This window comes from Xanthobacter sp. DMC47, assembly GCF_056313845.1.
The window spans coordinates 1,579,903-1,600,651 of record NZ_JBQUZM010000004.1; the positions used below are offsets into that span (position 1 = coordinate 1,579,903).

21 protein-coding genes are annotated in these 20,749 nt (G+C 68.1%); 8 read left to right on the forward strand and 13 right to left on the reverse strand.

Annotated features, from left to right (window positions below; genetic code table 11):
- The first annotated feature begins 34 nt into the window (after positions 1-34).
- The 4 genes from ACT54R_RS19195 to pta all read left to right on the forward strand — a co-directional run bounded on the left by ACT54R_RS19195 (position 35) and on the right by pta (position 6,056).
- A complete protein-coding gene (locus ACT54R_RS19195) occupies positions 35-1,741 on the forward strand; it encodes a GMC family oxidoreductase (RefSeq protein ID WP_476328826.1) in 1,707 nt (568 codons plus the stop codon).
- Positions 1,705-3,045 carry an MFS transporter gene (locus ACT54R_RS19200; RefSeq protein WP_476328828.1) on the forward strand — a complete coding sequence of 447 codons (1,341 nt, stop codon included), beginning with the start codon at positions 1,705-1,707 and terminating at the stop codon, positions 3,043-3,045. The genes ACT54R_RS19195 and ACT54R_RS19200 overlap by 37 nt, the downstream gene beginning before the upstream one ends.
- 81 nt (positions 3,046-3,126) lie before the next feature.
- Complete coding sequence (xsc, locus tag ACT54R_RS19205; protein WP_476328829.1) at positions 3,127-4,902, forward strand: sulfoacetaldehyde acetyltransferase; 1,776 nt, start codon at positions 3,127-3,129, stop codon at positions 4,900-4,902.
- 80 nt (positions 4,903-4,982) lie between these two features.
- Positions 4,983-6,056: a phosphate acetyltransferase gene (gene pta, locus ACT54R_RS19210; RefSeq protein ID WP_476328831.1), complete on the forward strand. Its 1,074-nt coding sequence runs from the start codon at positions 4,983-4,985 to the stop codon at positions 6,054-6,056.
- A gap of 6 nt (positions 6,057-6,062) precedes the next feature.
- Here the strand turns inward: pta and ACT54R_RS19215 are convergent, their stop codons facing one another.
- The 7 genes from ACT54R_RS19215 to ACT54R_RS19245 all read right to left on the reverse strand — a co-directional run bounded on the left by ACT54R_RS19215 (position 6,063) and on the right by ACT54R_RS19245 (position 12,458).
- Positions 6,063-6,254, reverse strand: a complete 192-nt coding sequence (locus ACT54R_RS19215; RefSeq protein ID WP_476328833.1) for a hypothetical protein — start codon at positions 6,252-6,254, stop codon at positions 6,063-6,065.
- 98 nt (positions 6,255-6,352) lie between these two features.
- Entirely contained in the window at positions 6,353-6,886 is a 534-nt protein-coding gene (locus ACT54R_RS19220) for a response regulator transcription factor (RefSeq protein ID WP_476328834.1), read from the reverse strand.
- Positions 6,876-8,183: an ATP-binding protein gene (locus tag ACT54R_RS19225; RefSeq protein WP_476328836.1), complete on the reverse strand. Its 1,308-nt coding sequence runs from the start codon at positions 8,181-8,183 to the stop codon at positions 6,876-6,878. Before ACT54R_RS19225 ends, ACT54R_RS19220 begins: the two co-directional genes overlap by 11 nt.
- Positions 8,184-8,297: 114 nt before the next feature.
- Complete coding sequence (locus ACT54R_RS19230) at positions 8,298-9,365, reverse strand: hypothetical protein (RefSeq protein ID WP_476328838.1); 1,068 nt, start codon at positions 9,363-9,365, stop codon at positions 8,298-8,300.
- The gene (locus ACT54R_RS19235; protein ID WP_476328840.1) at positions 9,362-10,876 is read right to left on the reverse strand and encodes a c-type cytochrome; all 1,515 of its coding nucleotides are present in this window, start codon (positions 10,874-10,876) and stop codon (positions 9,362-9,364) included. Before ACT54R_RS19235 ends, ACT54R_RS19230 begins: the two co-directional genes overlap by 4 nt.
- Entirely contained in the window at positions 10,876-11,295 is a 420-nt protein-coding gene (locus ACT54R_RS19240; RefSeq protein WP_168462144.1) for a hypothetical protein, read from the reverse strand. Before ACT54R_RS19240 ends, ACT54R_RS19235 begins: the two co-directional genes overlap by 1 nt.
- Positions 11,296-11,438: 143 nt before the next feature.
- A complete protein-coding gene (locus ACT54R_RS19245; protein WP_476328843.1) occupies positions 11,439-12,458 on the reverse strand; it encodes an AraC family transcriptional regulator in 1,020 nt (339 codons plus the stop codon).
- A gap of 116 nt (positions 12,459-12,574) precedes the next feature.
- Between ACT54R_RS19245 and ACT54R_RS19250 the strand changes: the two genes are divergently transcribed.
- The 4 genes from ACT54R_RS19250 to ACT54R_RS19265 are packed head-to-tail and all read left to right on the forward strand — an operon-like array spanning position 12,575 to position 15,074.
- Positions 12,575-12,988, forward strand: a complete 414-nt coding sequence (locus ACT54R_RS19250) for a hypothetical protein (protein ID WP_476328845.1) — start codon at positions 12,575-12,577, stop codon at positions 12,986-12,988.
- Positions 12,985-13,560 (forward strand): hypothetical protein, encoded by a 576-nt coding sequence (locus ACT54R_RS19255; RefSeq protein WP_476328847.1) that lies wholly within the window; start codon positions 12,985-12,987, stop codon positions 13,558-13,560. Before ACT54R_RS19250 ends, ACT54R_RS19255 begins: the two co-directional genes overlap by 4 nt.
- Positions 13,561-13,611: 51 nt before the next feature.
- The gene (locus ACT54R_RS19260) at positions 13,612-14,532 is read left to right on the forward strand and encodes a hypothetical protein (protein ID WP_476328848.1); all 921 of its coding nucleotides are present in this window, start codon (positions 13,612-13,614) and stop codon (positions 14,530-14,532) included.
- 8 nt (positions 14,533-14,540) lie between these two features.
- Complete coding sequence (locus ACT54R_RS19265; RefSeq protein ID WP_476328849.1) at positions 14,541-15,074, forward strand: FUSC family protein; 534 nt, start codon at positions 14,541-14,543, stop codon at positions 15,072-15,074.
- Positions 15,075-15,109: 35 nt separating this feature from the next.
- On the opposite strand, the gene budA is transcribed toward ACT54R_RS19265, so the two are convergent.
- From budA to ACT54R_RS19295, 6 genes are all read right to left on the reverse strand, one after another.
- Positions 15,110-15,943 (reverse strand): acetolactate decarboxylase, encoded by an 834-nt coding sequence (gene budA, locus ACT54R_RS19270; protein ID WP_476328851.1) that lies wholly within the window; start codon positions 15,941-15,943, stop codon positions 15,110-15,112.
- 72 nt (positions 15,944-16,015) lie between these two features.
- Complete coding sequence (locus tag ACT54R_RS19275; RefSeq protein WP_476328853.1) at positions 16,016-16,717, reverse strand: ABC transporter ATP-binding protein; 702 nt, start codon at positions 16,715-16,717, stop codon at positions 16,016-16,018.
- Positions 16,704-17,489 (reverse strand): ABC transporter ATP-binding protein, encoded by a 786-nt coding sequence (locus tag ACT54R_RS19280; RefSeq protein WP_476328855.1) that lies wholly within the window; start codon positions 17,487-17,489, stop codon positions 16,704-16,706. Before ACT54R_RS19280 ends, ACT54R_RS19275 begins: the two co-directional genes overlap by 14 nt.
- Positions 17,486-18,442, reverse strand: a complete 957-nt coding sequence (locus ACT54R_RS19285; protein ID WP_476328857.1) for a branched-chain amino acid ABC transporter permease — start codon at positions 18,440-18,442, stop codon at positions 17,486-17,488. Before ACT54R_RS19285 ends, ACT54R_RS19280 begins: the two co-directional genes overlap by 4 nt.
- A 2-nt stretch (positions 18,443-18,444) precedes the next feature.
- Positions 18,445-19,317: a branched-chain amino acid ABC transporter permease gene (locus ACT54R_RS19290; RefSeq protein WP_029557220.1), complete on the reverse strand. Its 873-nt coding sequence runs from the start codon at positions 19,315-19,317 to the stop codon at positions 18,445-18,447.
- 168 nt (positions 19,318-19,485) lie between these two features.
- Entirely contained in the window at positions 19,486-20,631 is a 1,146-nt protein-coding gene (locus ACT54R_RS19295) for an ABC transporter substrate-binding protein (RefSeq protein WP_476328859.1), read from the reverse strand.
- Between the last annotated feature and the right edge of the window lie 118 nt (positions 20,632-20,749).

Here is a 20,749-nt window from a genome sequence, read left to right on the forward strand (position 1 = left end):
GTCGCATCGTCAGGTCCGCAGAGAGGAAACTGCCATGCAAGGCGAGGAAAACTTCGACTTCGTCGTCATCGGCGCCGGGTCGTCGGGTTGTGTTCTGGCCAATCGCCTGAGTGAAGACGGCAGAAGCCGCGTCGCTCTGGTGGAGGCCGGGCCGAAAGACAGCAATCCCTGGATTCACGTGCCCATGGGCTACGGGAAGACCATGTGGAACGACCGCCTCAACTGGCGCTTCCATACGGAACCCGAGCCGACCATGGGCGACCGGCGGATTTACTGGCCCCGTGGCCGTGTGCTCGGCGGCTGTTCTTCCATCAATGGCCTCATCGTCATCCGCGGCCAGAAGGAGGATTACGACGGCTGGGCGGCGCGCGGCGCCACCGGCTGGGGCTTCGACGACGTGCTGCCCTATTTCCGCAAGCTCGAGGACAACACCCGCTTCGGGGACGACCCGCTGCACGGCACCGGCGGGCCGGTCACGGTGAGTTCGATCCCGCGCAAGCACCCGCTCATCGAAGTCATCAAGGAAGCCGGCCGCAAATTGGGCGTGCCGGAGACGGCGGATTTCAATGGCGCCCGGCAGGAGGGCGTCGGCTATTATCAGCTCACCACCCGCAACGGCTTCCGCGTCAGCGCCGCCAAGGCCTATCTCACCCCCGCCAAGGGCCGCGCCAACCTCTCCATCCTCACCGAGACGCAGGCGCGCCGCGTGCTGTTCGAGAATGGCCGCGCGGTGGGCGTGGAGGTGAGCGGCGGCGGGCAGGTGAAGGTCATCCGCGCGCGCCGCGGCGTGGTCCTTTCGGCAGGCGCGGTGCAGTCGCCGCATCTGCTCATGCTCTCGGGCATCGGGCCGGCCGAGCACCTGAAGGCCAACGGCATCGGCGTCCATGTGGACAGCCCCGGCGTCGGCGGCAATCTGCAGGACCACCTCCAGCTGCGCCTGCTCTATCGCTGCACCAAGCCCATCACCACCAACGACGCGCTGAACTCCCTGTTCGGGCGCATCAAGATGGGACTCGAATATCTCGTGTTCCGCGGCGGACCGCTCGCCATCGGCATCAACCAGGGTGGCCTGTTCACCCGCGTGCTGCCGGAATCGAAGACCCCGGACATCCAGTTCCATATCGGCACCCTCTCGGCGGACATGGCCGGCGGCAAGGTGCATGACTATTCCGGCTTCACCCTCTCGGTGTGCCAGCTGCGGCCGGAAAGCACGGGGTGGGTGCGGCTCGGCTCGGGCGATCCGCTCACGCCGCCGAAGATCACCGCCAACTATCTTGCCACCGACACAGACCGCCGCTGCGCCATCGGCGGCATGAAGTTCGCCCGCAAGCTCGCCGCCACCGAGCCGCTGAAGAGCTATGTGGCGGAAGAGAAGCTGCCCGGTCCGGGCGTCACCGACGACGAGGGCCTCCTCGCCTTCGCGCGCGAATACGGCGCCACCATCTTCCACCCCGCCGGCACCTGCCGGATGGGCCCCGACGCCGACCGCGATGCGGTGGTGGACCCGCGCCTACGGGTCCGCGGCGTCGATGGCCTGTGGGTGGTGGATTGCTCCGTGATGCCGAGCCTCGTGTCCGGCAACACAAACATTCCCGCGATCATGATCGGAGAAAAAGCCGCCGACATGATCCGGGAGGACGTGATGAACAACGGAAACGGGCGAGACAACGCCCCAAATCAAATCAATGACGGGAGGAAACAACAATGGCTGGGCAAGCAGGAGCTTCAAGTCGCGAGCTGAGGCGCGTGGTCGGCGCCAGCGTCATCGGCGCGACCATCGAGTGGTATGACTTCTTCCTGTACGGCATCGTCGCCGGCATCGTCTTCAACAAGCTGTTCTTTCCGGGCGATGATCCGGTGGTGTCCATCCTGCTCGCCTACACCACCTTCGCGGTGGGCTTCGTGGCGCGGCCGGTGGGCGGGCTCATCTTCGGCCATTTCGGCGACAAGCTGGGCCGCAAGAGCATGCTCATCATCACGCTGATGATCATGGGCGTGGCGACGGTGGCCATCGGCCTCCTGCCCACCTATGCGCAGATCGGCGTTGCCGCGCCCATCCTGCTGCTGCTGCTGCGCATCGCGCAGGGCATCGGCATCGGCGGCGAATGGGGCGGCGCGGTCCTGATGGCGTATGAATACGCGCCGGAGGACAAGCGCGGCTTCTTCGCCTCCATCCCGCAGATCGGCCTGGCGCTCGGCCTGTGCCTCGCCTCGGGCGTCACCGCCATCGTCTCCATGCTGCCGGACGAGCAGTTCATGAGCTGGGGCTGGCGCGTGGGCTTCATCGGCTCCGTCGTGCTCATCATCGTGGGCATGTACATCCGCCTGAAGGTGCACGAGACGCCGGAATTCGAGCAGGTGAAGGCCGCCAACAAGGCGGAGGCCATCCCCTTCTTCACCATGTTGCGGGAGTATCCGCGCAACGTGCTGCTTGGCATGGGGGTGCGCTACATCGACGGCGTGTTCTTCAACGTCTTCGCGGTGTTCTCCATCGTCTATCTGGCGAACTACGTGAAGATCCCCCGCACGACGGCCCTGTGGCTGGTGACGCTCGCGGCGTTCGTGATGGTGTTCACCATTCCCATGTTCGGCAAGCTGTCCGACAGATGGGGGCGCCCGCGCACCTATGCCATCGGCTCCGCCCTGCTGGCCCTGGTGGCGTTCCCGGCCTTCTGGCTGTTCTCCACCGGCTCGCTGCCGCTGATCGCGCTCGGCATCGTGTTCCCGTTCGGCGTGCTCTACGCCATGTGCTACGGGCCTGAAGCCGCGCTGTTCTCGGACCTGTTCGACGCCCGGGTGCGCTACACCGGCATCTCGTTCGTCTACCAGTTCTCCGGCATCGTCGCGAGCGGCATCACCCCCATCATCGCCACCTATCTGCTCGCCCGCGGCGACGGACAGCCCTGGCAGGTGTGCGCCTACGTGGTGTTCGCGGCGCTGGTGTCCATGCTCTCGGCGCTGGCGATCAAGGTGCCGGCCCCCGGCACCCGCTTATCGCCGGCCGCGCGCCCCGCGACCGAAACGGTCCGGCAGCCCGCGCGCTGACCGGCCCCCTCCGGAGGCGGCGCGCGGCCGCCGCCTCCCTCTCCCCAAAGACTTCCAAGGTTCCAAGAGGATTTTTCCGTCATGAAGATGACCACCGAAGAGGCGTTCATCAAAGTCCTGCAGGCGCACGGCATCAACGAGGCCTTCGGCATCATCGGCTCGGCCATGATGCCGGTGTCCGACCTCTTCCCCAAGGCCGGCATCCGCTTCTGGGATTGCGCCCACGAGACCAATGCGGGCCTGATCTGCGACGGCTACACCCGCGCCACCGGCCGCATGGCCATGGCCATCGCCCAGAACGGGCCGGGCGTAACGGGCTTCGTCACCGCCATGAAGACCGCCTACTGGAACCACACGCCCATGCTGCTGGTCACCCCCCAGGCGGCCAACAAGACCATCGGCCAGGGCGGCTTCCAGGAAGTCTCCCAGATGGCCATGTTCCAGGACATGGTCTGCTACCAGGAAGAGGTGCGCGACCCCTCCCGCGTGGCCGAGGTGCTCAACCGCGTCATCGAGAAGGCCTGGCGCGCCTGCGCCCCCGCGCAGATCAACGTGCCCCGTGATTTCTGGACCCAGGTGATCGACATCGAGCTGCCGCAGATCGTGCGCCTCGAGCGTCCCGCCGGCGGCCGCAACGCCATCGCCGAGGCGGCCGAAATCCTCTCCCAGGCGAAGTTCCCGGTGATCCTCAACGGCGCGGGCGTGGTCATCGGCAACGCCATCGGCGAGGCCATGGCGCTCGCCGAGCGGCTGGATGCCCCCGTCTGCGCCGGCTACCAGCACAACGACGCCGCCCCCGGCAGCCATCCGCTCGCCGTCGGCCCGCTCGGCTACAACGGCTCCAAGGCCGCCATGGAGCTGATCGCGCAGGCCGACGTGGTGCTGGCGCTCGGCACCCGCCTCAACCCCTTCTCCACTTTGCCCGGCTACGGCATCGACTACTGGCCGAAGCAGGCGAAGATCATCCAGGTGGACATCAACCCGGACCGCATCGGCCTCACCAAGAAGATCACCGTGGGCATCTGCGGCGATGCCAAGGAAGTCGCCGGCCAGCTGCTCGGCCAGCTCGCACCCGGCGCCGGTGACGCGGGCCGGGCGGAGCGCCGCGCGCTGATCCACCAGACCCGCTCGCGCTGGCTCCAGCAACTCGCCTCCATGGACCACGAGGACGACGATCCCGGCACCCGCTGGAACGAGGACGCCCGCGCCCGCGACGCCGGCCGCATGTCCCCCCGTCAGGCGTGGCGGGCGATCCAGTCGGCGCTGCCGAAGGATGTCATCATGTCCACGGACATCGGCAACAACTGCGCCATCGGCAATGCCTATCCGAGCTTCGAGATCGGCCGGAAATATCTCGCGCCGGGCATGTTCGGCCCCTGCGGCTACGCCTTCCCGGCCATCATCGGCGCCAAGATCGGCTGCCCCGACGTGCCGGTGTTCGGCTTTGCCGGCGACGGCGCCTTCGGCATCTCCATCAACGAGATGACCTCCATCGGCCGCGAGGAATGGCCGCCGGTGACCATGGTGGTGTTCCGCAACTTCCAGTGGGGCGCCGAGAAGCGCAACACCACGCTCTGGTACGACAACAACTTCGTCGGAACCGAACTGGACCCCAAGCTCTCCTACGCGAAGATCGCCGAGGGCTGCGGCTTCAAGGGGGTGCGGGTGGATACGCCGGAGAGCCTGAAGGAGGCCATCCACACCGCCGCCGAGGAACAGAAGAAGGGCATCACCACCTTCATCGAGGTGGTGCTGAACCAGGAACTCGGCGAACCCTTCCGCCGGGATGCCATGAAGAAGCCGGTGCCGGTGGCCGGCATCGTGCGCGCCGACATGCGCGAGCAGATCGCGCGCTGACTGAGAACCGGGCGGGGCCGCCCCTCCGCACGCTCCGCCCGGCCTTTTCCTGCCCCAGCTCCAGCCCCGAGATGCAGGCCATGCTCGCCCTCGACCGCATCATCGACGCCGCGCGTGCCGCCCCCCGCAGCATCGTCCTGCCCGAGGGGAGCGACCCGCGCATCGCGGCCGGCGCCCGCCGCGCCGTTGAGGAAGGGATTGCCCGGCCGATCCTCCTCGGCCCCCACGAGGAGGTGATGGCGGCCCTCGATGGTGACGCGCGGGGCATCGCCATCGAGGATCCCGCCACATCCCCGCGCCTCCAGGCCTATGCCGAGGCCCTGCACCTCTTGCGCCACGCCAAGGGCATGGACCTTGCGGCGGCGTGGCGGCGCATGCGCGAGCCCCTCGCCTTCGCCGCCATGATGGTGCGGCAGGGCGACGCCGACGGCACGGTGGGCGGCGCGGTGGCGACCACCGCCGAGACGGTGCGCGCCGCGCTCCAGATCATCGGTCTCGAACCGGGGGCGAAGATCGTCTCCAGCTTCTTCCTCATGATCCTGTGCGAGGATTACCACCAGCAGAAGGGGGCCTATGTGTTCTCCGACTGCGGGCTGGTGATCGACCCGGACGCGGCGGAGCTGGCCGACATCGCGCGCGCCGCCGCGCACTCTTACACGGCGATGACCGGCCTGATGCCGAAGGTGGCCATGCTCTCCTTCTCCACCAACGGCAGCGCGCGGCACCAGCGTGTGGACAAGGTGGTGGAGGCGGTGCGCCTGGTGCGGCAGGCGGAGCCGGATCTGGTGATCGAGGGGGAATTGCAGTTCGATGCCGCCTTCGTCGCGGCCGTGGGCGCGGCCAAGGCGCCGGGCTCGGCGATCCGCGGGGATGCGAACGTGTTCGTCTTCCCCAATCTCGACGCCGCGAACATCGGCTACAAGATCGCCCAGAGGATGGGCGGGGCGAAGGCCATCGGGCCGGTGCTTCAGGGGCTCGCCAAGCCCGCCAACGACCTCTCGCGCGGCTGCTCTGAGGAAGACGTGTTCCACATGATCGCGCTCACCTGCGCTCAGGCCGCCCGGTCGATCCCCGCCGCCGCGACGGAGAAGGCCGGCGGCGTGTGGCAAACATCACGGGCGTCCGGCGATCTCGGTGAGACGCGGGCGCGCTGAGGCTGCTCAGTTGCCCAGCTGGAGCATGGATTCGGACGCTGCGTAAGCCTCGCCCCACTGGGCGAGCGTCTTCGAGACGGCCGAGAGCGAAATCGGCTGCCCGACCGCGCGCGGCGCCGCGGCCGCGAACAGCGCCGCCACAAGCACCAGCGGCATCAGGACCTTTCGCAATTCGTCTTCGGTGTTCATCTGGGTCACGAGCTTGGTTTTGAAGACCAATCATATACCCAGCGCCTTCGGCCGCCAAATGCGGCGCAACATCGCGCATGCTGCATCGCACAATTGCAGCCCCTGCCCTAGGTGACGCGGCGCTTGGCGAGCTTTCGGGCCAGGGTGCGGCGGTGCATGCCGAGACGCCGGGCGGTCTCGGAGACGTTGAAGTCCGTCTCCGCCAGGGTTTCGTGGATGCGCTCCCATTCCAGCGTCTTGATGGAGCTGGGCCGCACGCCGAGCGGCACGTCCGGATTGCCCCCCTGCCGGGCGAAAGCGGCCTCGATGTCGTCGGCGTTGGAGGGCTTGGCGAGATAGTGGCAGGCGCCGAGCTTGATCGCCTCCACCGCCGTCGCGATGCTGGCGAAGCCGGTCAGCACCACGATCTTCATCTGCGGATCGAAGGCGTGCAGGTGCTGCACGCATTCGAGGCCCGAGGCGTCGAACAGCTTCAGGTCGACCACGGCGCGGCCGGGGCAGAAATCGCCGAGCACCTCGGGCAGGTCGCCGATGCGACCGCAGTGGCGGACGCTGTAGCCCCTGCGCTCGAACGAGCGCTGGAGGGCGCGGGCAAAGGCCGCATCGTCCTCCACCAGGAGCAGGTTGGTGTCAGGCGACATCGGCATGGTCCACGGCAAGCGCCTCCAGCGGCACGCGCAGTTCCACGAAGGCGCCGCCGCCCTGCAGGTTGCCGGCCTCGATATCCCCGCCCAGCTTGCGCAGGACATTGATGGTGAGGAACAGGCCCAGCCCCCGCCCCGCCTCTCCCTTGCTGGACTGGAAGGGCTTGCCCAGCTGCGTCAGGGCATCGGGGGCGAAGCCCGGCCCCTTGTCGGTGACGCGGATCACGAGGTCATCGCCCTCCTCCGCCGCGCGGATGCCGATGCCGGCGGGCGAGGCCTCCAGCGCGTTGTCGAGCACGTTGAACAGCGCCTGCTGGATCACGCCGTCGCCGGTGATGGCCGCGCCCTTCGACGTCGCGTTGGCATAATCCAGCGCGGCGGGCCGGCGGCTCTTCGCCCAGTTCTCCACCATCCCGTCCAGGAAGTCGGACAGCGGGCCGCGCTGCGCCGCTTCCGCCCGCGCCTCGCCGGCGACCATCAGGATATGGGAGACGATGCTTTTGCAGCGGCCGATCTCCGCCTGCATCTCCTGAAGCTCCCCGGCAAAGACCGGGTCGTCGCGGAAGCGCGGCATGTGCTGCCAGTCGTTCAGGATCACCGAGAGCGTCGCCAGCGGCGTGCCGAGTTCATGGGCGGCGCCGGAGGCGAGGAGGCCGATGCGCACGATGTGCTCCTCCTCCGCCGCGCGCCGCCGGGCCTCGGCGAGGTGGGCATCGCGCCGCCGCAGATTGGAGGTGATGCGGGTCAAGAACGCCACCGCGAGAACCGAGGCGAGAAGGAAGCAGAGGAACATGCCCTGCACGTGCAGGTCGAAGAAAGTGCGCTCGCCATGATGATGGGCGCCGCCGTGACTGCCGAAATCGATCGGCCGGTAGAAGTGGGTCAGCCAGATGAAGGACAGGCTGGTGACCAGCACGATGATCCAGGCCATGGGCGGCGCGAGCAGCACCGCACCCAGGATCACCTGCAGCAGGAACAGCGAGATGAAGGGGTTGGTGGCGCCGCCGCTGAGGTAGAGCTGGAGGGTCAGCGCGGCCACGTCCAGCAGCAGCTCGATGCCGAGTTCGGTCTCGCTGACCTCCCCCGCCCCGAGCGCGCGGTGGAGGCTGACGAGGTTGAGGCCGATCAGGAACAGGACGACAAGCCCCATCTCCGCCAGCGGCAGGGCGATGCCCAGCCACAGATGCACGACGGCGATGGCCACGATCTGCCCCGCCACCGCGAGCCAGCGCAGCGAGATCAGCAGCCGCAGATTGTCGCGCGTGGCGTCGCTCTCGATGGCCGTCACGCTCATGCCGACATCACTCCCCGGTTGCGGCAGCTTGACCGCGACCACTAGCGCCCCGGCGGCCGGTCCGGCAACGCGACCTTTCCGCCGTGGGGGAAGGCCCGGCCCCGGGGACTGCGATCATCTCCCCGCCCCGGCGGTGGCTGCCGCCGCCTGCCGGCGCGCCTCCTCGGCCTTGCGCATGTAGTCGAGCGTCTTGGCGCGGACCATCTCGCGATGCGCACCCACCGCCGCCTCGCGATAGAGATGCCGCCCGGCGCCCATCAGCACCACCACCACCAGCATCAGAGACGCGGCAAGACCGAACATGCGGCCGATGGCGCCATCCGGCCCACGGATTTCGCGGATCATCACCACGCACAGCGCCAGCGACACGAGGATGGAGAGGCCGAACAGGCCGAAGGCGCCGGCCTGCGGCCCGCTCGTCTGCGGCAGGGTGAAGAGCGCCACGGGGCCGACGAGGAACTGGGCCATGGTGGGCCAGAACGCCCAGCGGTAGCCGAGGCGGATGAGTTCCGCCCGGCTGAAGCCGGTGTCGGCGATGGCCGCCTCGCTCCGCCGGCGGAACAGCCAGACGAGGAACAGCCCCGCCATGGCCGGGCACGCCAGCACGAAATGGGCATAGCGCGGCAGCACGTTGGGCAAGGCGAGGGCGGAGAGGAAGCCGTGCACCTCGCCCCATTTCTCGGGGAACAGCATCAGGTTGACGTTGGCGAGGAAGATCAGCGGGATGAACAGGAAGAGCAGGCACGCCACGCCGGAAATGGCGAGGTGCAGGGCCTTCATCCGCTCCATGCGGTGCCAGAGATATTTGTGGATGTAGGTGAGCACGAAGGCGATCACCACCAGCGGGATGATGGACACCCACAGCGCGCCGGTGAGCGCGTTCGCGCTGTAGAAATAGACCGTATAGAGCGTGTTGATCGCCAGCAGCGGCCCCACCCCCAGCACCACCGCGATGCTCTTGTTGGCCGTGATGGTGGAGGCGATCTCATAGGCGAGCCGGTCGTAGCGCTTCTGCCTGAGCCCGCGCGCTTCATAGATGAAGGACAGCAATGCCCCGCCCACCATGAAGTTCACGAAGGCGATGTGCATGAGGAAGAAGACGATCAGCACCAGGACGAGCACCGGTTCCGGCGCCGGCATGGGCAAAGGAATGTCGTGGGGAACGGGAATGTTGGGGTTCATCGCGTGCCGGTCTCCCCCGTGGGGGGCGTTGCGGAGGCCTGGGTGAGGGGCAAGGCGCCGGTGAGGGCGGCGCGCAGCGTCGGGGTGATGACGACGACGCCCGCCTGCTGCGCGCCGGGAATGGGCGCGCTGTTGTGCTGGAGGTGCTCGAGATAGGCGCCCATCAGCTCCAGCTCCCGCCCGTTGCCCGGAAACGGCGGCATGAAGGGCTGGGCCTCGTGCATGTTCTCGATGTAGCCGGCGGTCAGCTCGCTCTTCCACGGCTGGTCGCCGAACATGCGCTGGAGATGGCCGGTGATGGAATTCACCCCGTGCCCGGTGTGGCAGCGCGAGCAGGTGTTCATGAACACGTCCTTGCCCGCCTGGAGGCGCGTCAGCAGCGCCGCGCGCTCCGGCTCGGCAAGGCCCTCGGGCAGGCCGGTTTTCTCGGCCGGAGTCAGCGGGTTGGAATAGGTGGCATAGGCGAGCACGCCGTCGCGCTGGAGCAGGGCGTAGTCGTCCACCCGGAAGCCGTTGGCATACATGTAGCTGCCGATGACATAGGGCTTGCGGACGAATTCGCGCACCCGCTCGAAATGCCCGGTCATCCACAGGATGGCGACGAACGGCACGACGAGCACAACACGCGGCATCAGCTGCGGCCGGGCGATGGCCCATTGCACCACCGCCAGGATGGCGACCACGGTCACCACCGCGATCTCCAGAAACCTCTGCTGCCACTCGGCGAATTGCAGGCTGGCCAGCGCCACGCCGAAATTCTCGCGCATCGCCTCCGGCACGACGGCGTAGTACCAGAGCCCGCCGGCCAGGACGAGCGGCGCCGCCACCAGCGTCCAGACCGCGATGGCCCGGAGAGCCGTCGCCCGGAAGGGATCGTCCCGCTTCACGAAGAAGGGCACGAGGAACATGGCGATGACCCCCGCCATGGCAGCCGCGAGCGGCGTGCGGAAGGCGAGCTGCGGCAGGTAGACGGGATTGGTGAAGCCGCTCCACAGGGTGTGACGGGAGAGCCAGTTCCCCGGGTCCATCATGAAGCCGAGGATGGAGACGATGATCGCCATCGTCACCCAGGAGAAGAAGGCCAGCGCGAAGCCGAGGCGGATGTGGCGAACCTTGGCGGCGCCCGTCGCCCATGTCTTCCAGGTGAGCGTATAGGCGAGGATCAGGCAGACCTCGGTGATGAACACCAGCCATTCCACGAACCACGCCCAGAAGAAGACGCGGATGAGGCTGGCGATGGAATAGGGGTTCACCAGCGACACCGACAGCCAGATGCCGACGCCCGTCAGCGCTCCGACCGTGGTGGTGATGAGGAAGGCGACGAACAGGATGCGGTAGGCCAGAGCGTCCCAGCGCGCATCGCCGCGCCGGTGGCCGTACCATTCCATGGCCGCGACGAGCGGCATGAGCCCCACCGCGAGGCCGTGATTGATGAGCACGTGCAGGATGGCGATGGTGGCGATGAGGCCGCGGTTGCCGAGGACGTCGAGATGGAAGACGGGAAAGTCCATCACGCCCTCGCCGGACCGCCGAAGGCCGCGCCTTCGGCATCGCTCGCCGCCAGCGCGAGCAGCGCAAACTCGATGGTGAAGAGAACGAGGCCGAGCGTGTGGGCGAAGCTGCCCGGCGGATGGGCGGCGACCAGCGCGAGCGCCCCGGCGGCGAGCGCGGCGGCGATCCCCGTCGGCGCCAGCAGCAGCGCCAGATCGTAGGGATGAAGGGGAAGCGGGTTCCGCGCGAGGCGCCGCACCGCGCGGGCCAGCACCGCCGCCGCGCAGAGGAGGATGGCGGCGCCGCCGACAAAGCGGAACAGGTCCGCGCTGCCGAGCAGGATCAGGATGGCGGTGAGCAGCAGGGCATTCACCACCGCGAGCCGGTCGGGCCGGGCGGCAAGCCAGGCCCCCAGCCTGGAAAGAGCGTGGGCGGTCATCTTGGGTCCGTCGTGCTGTGATCGCGGATGGCCCCACTATGGTGAGGCGCCCGCACGGCACGATTGGACAAACGGTCCAAGCCGACGACGCATCCCGGCGCGCCGGGCACGTGAAGCGGGATGAAAGCCGGGCCGCGCCGGCCTCACCCGGCCTGGGCCGAACGCTCGGCCGGGATGCGCGCGCGCCAGGCGGAGGGCGGCACGCCGGCGACACGGCGGAAGGCGTTGCTGAAGGCGCTGGTGTCGCTGTAGCCGAGCGCGGTGCCGATCTCCGTCACGCTGAGGCGCGTGCCGGTGAGCAGCCGCTGGGCCACCTCCACCCGGCTCTGCAGGAGAAGGTCGCGATAGGTGGTCCCCTCCTCCTTCAGCGCCCGCTCAAGAAAGCGCGGATGGATCGACAGGGCGTCGGCGATGGTCTGCACCTGGACATCGTGGAACAGGATGCGCGAGCGCAGCAGCCGCACGACGCGATCCGACATCTTCGGCGTGTCCACCGCCCAGTAGGTGCGGACCCGCTCCTCCAGCGCGGCGCGCAGGGCGGGATCGGCCGTCCTCACCTTGTGCCGGAGCACCTCGCTCGGGAACACCAGCGCCGAATGGCTGCTGTCGAACCGCACGCGCACGCCGAAGAATGCATGATAGGGGCGCGGATCGGCCGGCGCGCGGCGCGCCAGCCAGACCTCGGAGGGGCGGGCGCCGCACAGTTCGCGCATCAGGTTGAAGCCGATGGCGATGGCGCCGTCTTCCATGTGCTCGGCGCCCTCGGCATTGCGCTGGTAGACGCAATAGCCGCTCCAGGCGACGCCCTCCCGCTCCATGACGTAGGGGACCGCACCGCGCACATAGCGGCGCTGATTCTCCGCGAGGTCGAGGATGGCGCGGCCCCAGGTGGGCGCGTTGCGCATCAGCAGGCCGACGAGGCCCAGGCTCTCGCTGGCGTTCCTCTGGCCCACCAGCAGGCCGAAATGCGGGCAGCCGGAGCGCCCGGCCGCCACATGGAAGAGGCGGCTCGCCATCGTGAACGGGATCTGGCCTTCGGGATCGGCGATGGCGTCGGGCGCGAGGCCGCAGGCGTCAAGAACCTCGCCAGGCTCCACGCCGAGACCGCGCAAGACGTCGGGCACATGAACCAGCGCCCCCACCCGCTGCGATCCCTCCGGCATGTCCCGATCCTGCGAAACGCGTGCCAGCGCAAGGCTGTACGAGGGCGGAACATTTCCATTTCAGTCGCAAAATCGCAAGTGAGCGCAGGCGCCTCCTGCTATATGCCCGATGGACCGTGGCTTTCCCGCGCCACATACGCGCCGTCGGCGCGACGCGGGGGGAAAGTCTCACCCTCATCGGACGCGCAGCCATCAAGACGCCCACCGTGATGTCGATTCCTTCGTGCCGTTCCGGCGCGCTGCCCCGGCCCCGCGCCGCGTCCGCCTGCCGCGCCGGCACCCTGCGCGGCGGCCCTGTCACGGCGAGAAAGCTTGAACCTGTCCTTATTGCCTTTGCAGGCGCCTTCCCGCACATCTATGCGCCCGGCACGCAGCGCAGCATCCGGCACGCGCGCGCCGGGGCCGAGGTCGCGGAGATCGCCGGTGTGCTGAAGGTTGGCGTCGCGCCCGGCGCGTCGGCCACGCACCGTGCCATCCCGCGCCACGGCGCGGACGTGCGGCAGGCCGGAACCGGGGGAGATCGGACATGAGCGAGGGGCGCCCTGAGGGCAATGCGACCGGAGGCGGCCGCGCCGCGGCCCTGAAGGAACTGGCCATCCGGGAGATTCGCAGCTTCCTGTTCCTGTTCCTCTATCTGTGGGTGCTGCTCGGCCTGTTCGTGCTGAACCAGGCGGTGGTGGAGCGCGCCCATGGCGGTACCATGACCTTCCAGGGCTTCGCCTTCCTCAACGCGCTGGTGCTCGCCAAGGTGATGCTGGTGATCGAGGATCTCGAGGTCGCGCGCTGGCTGAAGGGCCGGCCGCTCATCCTCGTCATCCTCTACGAGGCGGTGATCTGCACCCTGTTCTTCCTCGTCTTCCACGTCATCGAGCGGTCGGTGGTGGCGAAATTTACCGGCCACGCCATTACCGCCAGCGAGATCGAGGTCGGCGGCGGCGGGCTGATGGGGGCACTGCTCGTGTCGGTGATCCTGTTCGTGTCGCTGCTGCCCTTCTTCGCCTTCAAGAACGTCACGCGCGCCATCGGCGCGGACCGGATGCGGCAGCTTCTCTTCCACCGGCGAACCGAAGACGAGCCCACGCGCGTCGAGCCACATTTTTGACGGCGGGCGCACCGGGGGGCGCGCCTGAACTGACCAGAAGGGGGAGAAGCGATGACCAAGGCAGTTGCGGCCGTATCGAGCGGCACCGAGACCGACGCCGAGCGCCGCGTCTACAGCGACGGCAGCCCGCATGACGAGATCCATTATCTCGAGTGCAAGCTCATCCTCAAGCCCGAACGCTTCACCTCGGCCAAGGCCTTCCTGGAATACGGGAAGATCATGGCCAAGACCGCCAAGAAGTTCGGCATCGACTTCTCCGACAAGGGCATCGTGCTGAAGCCCGAAGTGCGCGAGGTTCTGTTCCTCGATACCGCCGACTTCGGGCTCTACAACAACGCCTTCATCCTGCGCCGCCGCATCCGCTACGAGAACGGCTTTCCCGCGGAAGACCCGGAGATCGTCTTCAAGTTCCGCCATCCGGACCTCAAGACGGCGGCGGAGCTGGACGTGCGCCCGCTGATCGCCGGACAGTACCGCATCAAGTTCAAGGCCGAGGCCCTGCCCCTCAAGGACCAGGTGGGCGGCTACCGGATGCTCTATTCGCACAATGTGCAGTTCGGCATCAGCCAGGCGCCGCAAGGCGACAACACCGCCATGTCCACCCTGGCGCAGGTGTTCCCCGTCCTCGGCCAGTTGAAGACCCTTGCCGACCAGCGGGTGGAGCTGGTGAACCAGACCATCGTCGAGGAGGTGCTGCAGGACCTCGGCGTGCTCGACTTCGGCAAGGGCGTCACTGCCAATGCCAACATCGCCATCTGGCGCGAGCGCGGCACCCACCGTCCCATGTGCGGCGAATTCGCCTTCCAGGCCAAGTTCGAGCGCCGCAACGAATTGCACGACAAGGCGCTCCAGCGCTGCCGCCTGTTCTTCATCGAGCTGCAGCAGACGACCCGCGACTGGCTGTCCCTCGGCACCACCAAGACCGGCCTCGTCTATCGCCTCAAGGGCAACCCGCCCCAGGCGCACGAGTGAGCCTGAAGATGGCGAAGCGGCCGTTGCTGGAGCGGATGCGCGGGGACGAATTCCTCGGCGTCCATCTGGCGGTGAACATCTTCGTGGGCAGCACGCTCCTGTGGCTGCTCCTGAAGGTGCTGGCGGGGCTCAACCCCATCTGGGCCATCGCCTCCATGGTGGCGGCGAGCGACCCGCAGGTGAAGCAGGCGTTCGCCAATTTCCGCGCCCGCTTCGTCAATGCCCTGCTCGGCTGCGCCGTGGGCATCCTGTTCCTGCTGTTCGGCGGGGTGGACGAATGGAAGCTGCCGTTCGCCATGGCGCTGGCAGCGCTCGCTTCGACCTATCTGGTGCGCATTCCCACCATGTGGCGCCAGTGCCCGATCACCGCCGCGCTGGTGGTCGCCTCCGCCGTCTCCGCGCACTCCAACCTCTCGGGCATGGAGATCGGGGTTCGGCGGGTGGGCGAGATCATCCTCGGCTGCCTCGTCGGCGCGCTGGTGTCGTGGGCCATGTCCAAGGTCTGGCACGTGCCGGAAAAGCCGGCCAAGGCGAAGGCCTGAGCGGGGCGCCGCAGGCGGTCCCCCTCCGGCCTCGCTCAGGCGTGCGAGCGCTCCACGCTGCTCAGCGTCGCCGCCACGTCCTGGTCGAGGTTCGCCTTCAGGAAGTGCTCGGTCTCGGGCAGGATGAGGTGGAAGTCGGTGAGGTTCTCCACCGCGATCCTCAGCGGGCCCGCCTCCACCTCCAGCACATGGCCGCCCTGGCTGCGGTCGTCGGAGAGGAAGTGGAAGTGGTAGCCCTCCACGCTGAACTCGGCGGAGTATGAGGGCGACCAGATGCCCACCAGCGTGCCGTCCACATCCTCGAAGGTGAATTCGCTCTGGGTCTTGGCCGCCTCGGCGAGCGGGGTGCCGGGCTTGGGCGGGCACACGGCGCGGGCCTTCACCTTCCTGAACCGCCCATCGAGGCGCACGGCGTGAAAGATGTTGTTGGAGGAACGGAAGCAGTCGCAGGCGGCGCCGAGGCCATCGAAGCTGGTGACGTCCCCGGTCTCCCCCACCCGGTCGGCGGAAAAGCGCGTCACCACCGCGAAGGGCGAGCCCGCGTCGGCCGGCGCCTCATGCACCTCGCCATCGGAGCGGGCCTGGAAGGCCTTACCGTCCAGCACCACCATCTCCCCGTCGAGCCCGGCGAAGGTGCCGAGCCCGAAATCACCATGCTCCAGCAACGTGCCGACGCTGACCTCCCGGTCATACACCCCCGCCACCAGCGCGCCGGAGGTGGAAATCTGGAACACGGTGTGGACCTCGGCCTTGAGGTGGTCGGCGAGGATGGCGCGGACATGCGCGCCGAGATCCTTGCCGGCGCGGGCGGCTTCCTGCTCCAGCGCAGTCGTGAGGGAGAGCGGCAAATCGATCTCGAGGCGCGGCATGGGTCCGTCTCTCCGGCGGGCTGGGAGCAACGGCCCTCCAAGAGCAGATTTGGGGCGTGGAGGCAACGCGCCTCAAATCCCCAGATAGGCCTCCCGCACGCGCGGATCGGCGATCAGTTCCGCCGCCGGGCCGACCATGGTGACGCGGCCGGTCTCCATCACATAGCCCCGGTCGGCCACCGACAGCGCCCCGAAGGCGTTCTGCTCCACCAGCAGAACAGTGACATCCAGCGCCTTCAGGCTCTTCACCACCTCGAAGATCTGCGCCACCAGGATGGGCGCGAGGCCCATGGAGGGCTCGTCGAGCAGCAGGCACGCGGGACGGCCCATGAGGGCGCGGGCGATGGCCAGCATCTGCTGTTGCCCGCCAGAGAGGCCGCCCGCCAGCTGGTTGCGCTTTTCCTTGAGGATGGGGAACATGGCGAAGGCATCCGCCATGTCGCGCTCCACCCGCTCGTCGGCGAAGACGAAGGCGCCGAGGCGCAGGTTTTCCTCCACGCTGAGATTGGTGAAGATCTGCCGCCCCTCCGGCGATTGCGCCAGCCCCCGCGCCACCCGGCGATAGGCCGGCACAGCCGTCAAAGCCTCGCCGCGAAAGGTGATGGAGCCGCCCGACACCGGCTGCACGCCGGAGAGGCAGCGCAGGAGCGTGGTCTTGCCCGCCCCGTTCGCCCCCACCACGGTGACGATCTCGCCGGAGCCGACGAAGAGGTCCACCCCGTGCAGCACCTCGATGCGCCCGTAGCGCGAGCGCAGCCCCTCAACCGTGAGCATGAAGCGCCTCCGTCGTGCCGGCACCGAGATAGGCCTCGATCACCTTCGGGTCGCGGCTGACCACGGCCGGATCGCCCTCGGCGATCTTCTCGCCGTGGTCCAGCACCACGATGGTGTCGGAGAGGCGCATCACCAGCTTCATGTCGTGCTCCACCAGCAGGATGGCGACGCCGGTCTTCGCCACCTCGCAGATGAGGCGGTCGATCTCCTCCGTCTCCACCGCGTTGCAGCCGGCCGCCGGCTCGTCCAGCAGCAGCACGCGGGGACGGGCGGCGAGCGCCCGGGCGATCTCGAGGCGCTTCAGCGCGCCGTAGGAGAGGGCGCCGGCCTCGCGCTCGGCCGCCCGCTCCAGCCCCACGCGCTCCAGCAGCACGCGGGCGCCGTCCGCCGCCGCCCGTGCCCGCCTGCGCGAGCCCGGCAGGCCGAACAGATCGGCGAGCACCGGCCCGCGCTCGTGCATGTGGAAGCCGACGATGACGTTCTCCAGCACGCTCATCTCGTGGAAGATCTGGAGGTTCTGAAAGGTCCGCGACATGCCCCGCCCGGCGAGCAGATCCGGGCGGAGGCCGGTGACGTCCGCGCCGTCGAGGCGCACCCGGCCGGATTTCGGCAGGTAGACGCCGGAGATCATGTTGAACAGCGTGGTCTTGCCTGCCCCGTTCGGGCCGATAACCGAGACGATCTTGCCCTGGTCCAGCGCGAACGACACGTCGTTCACCGCCGTAACCCCGCCGAAGGAGATGCCGAGGCCTTCCACTTGCAAAAGGCTCATTCCCCCCTCCCCCGCAAAAGGCGCCGGGCGCTGGGGATGAGCCCCGCCGGCAGGAAGATCATCACCAGCATCATCACGAGGCCGAGCACCACGTGCTCATAGTCCTGCAGCACGGTGAGCACCTGCGGCAGCAAAGTGAGCAGAGCCGCGCCGAAGATGCCGCCCAGCACCGAGCCCGCCCCGCCCAGCACCGCCATGGTGACAAGCTCGATGGAGTGCATGAAGCCCGCCACATCAGGCGTGATGAGCCGGTTCTGCAACGCCAGCAAGGAGCCGGCGACGGAGGCGTAGACGGCGGAGATGACGAAGGCATTGAGCTTCGCCTTCGCCACATCGATGCCGGCCGTGCGCGCCGCCACCTCCGAGCCGTGCAGCGCCCGCAGCGCCCGGCCGGTGGGGCTGTCGTGGAGGTTCAGCGCGAGCCAGGCGCCGATGAACAGCACGAGGCCGCAGAGGGCGTACCAGAATTGCGGGTTGGTGAGTTCGATGCCCTCTTGTTCCAGCAGCGCACGCAGGCCGGGGTCCGGCACCTTGATGCCGTCCGGCCCACCGGTGAGCCAGCCTTCGTTGGCGAGCACCATGGACACCAGCACGCCGAAGCCCAGCGTCGCCACCGCGAGATAATAGCCCTTCAGCTTCAGGATCGGCCGACCCACGACGTATGCGATGGCGCCCGAAATCGCCGCGCCGGCCACCACCGCGAGCGCCGGCGGCAGGCCGAAATGCGCCGGCAGGAGCGCGCACGCATAGCCGCCGATGCCGAGGAAGCCCGCATGGCCGAGGCTGATCTGGCCGGCATAGCCGGTGAGGATGACGATGCCCACCACCGCGATGGCATTGACGAAGACCAGCGACCCCACGCGGTAGTAATAGTTCGACGGAAAGAAGAAGGGACTGGCGATCATCAGAACCGCCAGCACCAGCAAAGTGGACTGCTTGGGGGAGAGCCGCATGGTCACACGCGCTCCACCGGATTGCTGCCGTAGAGGCCACGCGGGAAGGCGAACAGCACGGCGAGGATGACGAAAAAGGCCACCGCATCCTTGTAATGGGAGGAGATGTAGCCCGCTGTCAGTGCCTCCATGAGGCCGAGCAGCAACCCGCCCGCCAGCGCCCCCTTGGGGTTGCCCATGCCGCCCAGCATGGCGGCGGCAAAGCCCTTCAGCGCCAGCGAGATGCCGATCTCGAAGCTGGTGGGCAAAATCGGGGTGATGAGCACGCCCGCCAGCGCGCCGATGGCGGCGGAGAGGGCGAAGGAGAGCGTCATCACGAAGCGCGTGTTGATACCCACCAGCTGCGCCGCGAGGCGATTGTTGGAGGTGGCGAGCACCGCGCGGCCGGTGAGCGTGCGGGTGAAGAACAGCCACAGCGCCACGAAGATGGCCACCGCCCCCGCCACCACCCACAGGCTCTGCGGCAGCACGGTGGCGCCCAGCACATGGATGGGATCGTCGCCGGAGAAGGACGGCAGGCGGTGGGTGCCCTTGTCGAGGACGATCTGGGTGACGCCCCGGATGAAGATGGAGGCGCCGATGGTGATGATGATGAGCGACACCACGGGCGCCCCGCGCGCCGGCTCGATGGCGAAGGTGTTCAGCGCCACGCCGATGGCCGCCGTGAGCGCGATGGCGATGAGCGCCGCGAGCGGCAAAGGCAATCCTGCGGCGACGCCGGCGACCGAGATCATGCCGCCCAGCATCACGAACTCGCCCTGGGCGAAGTTCACCACGTCGGAGGCGTTGTAGATGATGGTGAAGCCGAGGGCGACGAGGGCATAGACCGCGCCCACCGTGACCCCGGACACCAGGAATTGCAGCAGATCGGACATACGCTCGCTCCCCGCGGGCGGTTCGAGGCGGCGGGCCGGATGGGCCGGCAGGCCGTCTCACGCTGTGTGGAAGGGGTCCGCGCCTTGCCGCCGGGCGCGAAGCCCGGCGGGGGCGGCTTTATGGTCCGCCGTGACCCGCGCGGCGGAAGATGTTCAGTAAAAGGGTGGCTACTTCACCAGCTTCCAGCCGCCGTTGCTGATTTCCAGCATGCGGAAGGCGGAAAGATCGAGGCCGAGATGGTCGGTCTTGGAGTAATTGTAGGTGCCGGTGGTGCCGACGAGGCCATTGGTGCTCTCGATGGCGTCGCGGATGGCGGCGGGCTTGGCGGAGGGCGCCTTCGCCAGCGCCTCGGTGAGGATGCGCATGGCGTCATGGGCATAGCCGCCGAAGGTGGAGACCGGCGCGTTCGCCGCCTTCTCGAAGCTCGCCTTGTAGGCCAGCACAACGGGCTTCTGCGGGTCCTTCGGGTCGAGCAATTCGCCCACCAGCAGCGCGGTGCCCGGCAGCCGCACGCCCTCGGCATTCTTCGCGCCGGACAATTCGATGAAGGCGTTGGAGGCGACGCCGTGGGACTGGTAGAGCGGCAGGGCGATGCCGAGCTGCGCATAGTTCCGCGTGATGGTGGCCGGCCCCTGCCCGAAGCCGGTGTTGAGCACCGCCTGGATGCCCGGCTTGTTGCGGATGTTGGTGAGCTGCGGGGTCATGTCCGCATCTTTCGGGCCGTAGGTCTCGTCGGCGACGATCTCGATGCCGGAGGTCTTGGCCACCGCGATGCACTGGGCGCGCATGGAGGCGCCGAAGCCGTCGGTGCCGGAGATGAGGCCGATCTTCGTGAGGCCGCGAGCCTTCATGTCGTCGAAGATCTTCTGGCACGCCATGCGGTCGGTGTGCGGGGTCTTGAAGGTATAGGGCTTCACCGGATCGATGATCTCGATGGCGCCGGCGAGCGAGATGAAGGGCACCTTGCTCTCTTCCGCCACGGCGAGGATGGCGAGGGAGGTGCCCGTGGTGGTGCCGCCCACCACGGCGACCACGCCATCGTCTTCCACCAGGCGGGTGGCGAAGGTCTTGGCCTTGGAGGGATCGCCGCCATCGTCATAGAGGACGAGCTTCGCCTTCTCGCCCTTGATGCCGCCCTTGGCGTTCAGCTCCTCGACCATCATGCGGATGGTCTTGGCCTCGGGATCGCCGAGGGAGGAAGCCGGCCCGGTTTCCGAGACCACGGCGCCGATCTTGATGTCGGCAAGGGCGGGGGCAGTGGCGGCGGTGGCGAGCAGGGCCAGCGCGAGAGCGCCCGTGACAATCCTCTTCATGTGTCCTCCCCAGGATTGATGGCTGACGCCGCCGCGCCGTCGCCACCGCCGGCAAGCCTGCGGGGATAAGCGAGGGGGCATCACGCTTCGATCTATTATCGTTAGATCGTTCGGTCTT

What these genes read in the sequence shown, in the direction of transcription:
- ACT54R_RS19260 (WP_476328848.1), top strand. Translation starts at nt 13,612, where the DNA reads ATGACCAAGGCAGTTGCGGCCGTATCGAGCGGCACCGAGACCGACGCC.
- ACT54R_RS19230 (WP_476328838.1), bottom strand. Translation starts at nt 9,365, where the DNA reads ATGAACCCCAACATTCCCGTTCCCCACGACATTCCTTTGCCCATGCCG.
- ACT54R_RS19195 (WP_476328826.1), top strand. Translation starts at nt 35, where the DNA reads ATGCAAGGCGAGGAAAACTTCGACTTCGTCGTCATCGGCGCCGGGTCG.
- ACT54R_RS19220 (WP_476328834.1), bottom strand. Translation starts at nt 6,886, where the DNA reads ATGTCGCCTGACACCAACCTGCTCCTGGTGGAGGACGATGCGGCCTTT.
- ACT54R_RS19265 (WP_476328849.1), top strand. Translation starts at nt 14,541, where the DNA reads ATGGCGAAGCGGCCGTTGCTGGAGCGGATGCGCGGGGACGAATTCCTC.
- ACT54R_RS19225 (WP_476328836.1), bottom strand. Translation starts at nt 8,183, where the DNA reads ATGAGCGTGACGGCCATCGAGAGCGACGCCACGCGCGACAATCTGCGG.
- ACT54R_RS19240 (WP_168462144.1), bottom strand. Translation starts at nt 11,295, where the DNA reads ATGACCGCCCACGCTCTTTCCAGGCTGGGGGCCTGGCTTGCCGCCCGG.
- ACT54R_RS19295 (WP_476328859.1), bottom strand. Translation starts at nt 20,631, where the DNA reads ATGAAGAGGATTGTCACGGGCGCTCTCGCGCTGGCCCTGCTCGCCACC.
- ACT54R_RS19235 (WP_476328840.1), bottom strand. Translation starts at nt 10,876, where the DNA reads ATGGACTTTCCCGTCTTCCATCTCGACGTCCTCGGCAACCGCGGCCTC.
- budA (WP_476328851.1), bottom strand. Translation starts at nt 15,943, where the DNA reads ATGCCGCGCCTCGAGATCGATTTGCCGCTCTCCCTCACGACTGCGCTG.
- ACT54R_RS19285 (WP_476328857.1), bottom strand. Translation starts at nt 18,442, where the DNA reads ATGCGGCTCTCCCCCAAGCAGTCCACTTTGCTGGTGCTGGCGGTTCTG.
- pta (WP_476328831.1), top strand. Translation starts at nt 4,983, where the DNA reads ATGCTCGCCCTCGACCGCATCATCGACGCCGCGCGTGCCGCCCCCCGC.
- xsc (WP_476328829.1), top strand. Translation starts at nt 3,127, where the DNA reads ATGAAGATGACCACCGAAGAGGCGTTCATCAAAGTCCTGCAGGCGCAC.
- ACT54R_RS19255 (WP_476328847.1), top strand. Translation starts at nt 12,985, where the DNA reads ATGAGCGAGGGGCGCCCTGAGGGCAATGCGACCGGAGGCGGCCGCGCC.
- ACT54R_RS19200 (WP_476328828.1), top strand. Translation starts at nt 1,705, where the DNA reads ATGGCTGGGCAAGCAGGAGCTTCAAGTCGCGAGCTGAGGCGCGTGGTC.
- ACT54R_RS19245 (WP_476328843.1), bottom strand. Translation starts at nt 12,458, where the DNA reads ATGCCGGAGGGATCGCAGCGGGTGGGGGCGCTGGTTCATGTGCCCGAC.
- ACT54R_RS19275 (WP_476328853.1), bottom strand. Translation starts at nt 16,717, where the DNA reads ATGCTCACGGTTGAGGGGCTGCGCTCGCGCTACGGGCGCATCGAGGTG.
- ACT54R_RS19280 (WP_476328855.1), bottom strand. Translation starts at nt 17,489, where the DNA reads ATGAGCCTTTTGCAAGTGGAAGGCCTCGGCATCTCCTTCGGCGGGGTT.
- ACT54R_RS19290 (WP_029557220.1), bottom strand. Translation starts at nt 19,317, where the DNA reads ATGTCCGATCTGCTGCAATTCCTGGTGTCCGGGGTCACGGTGGGCGCG.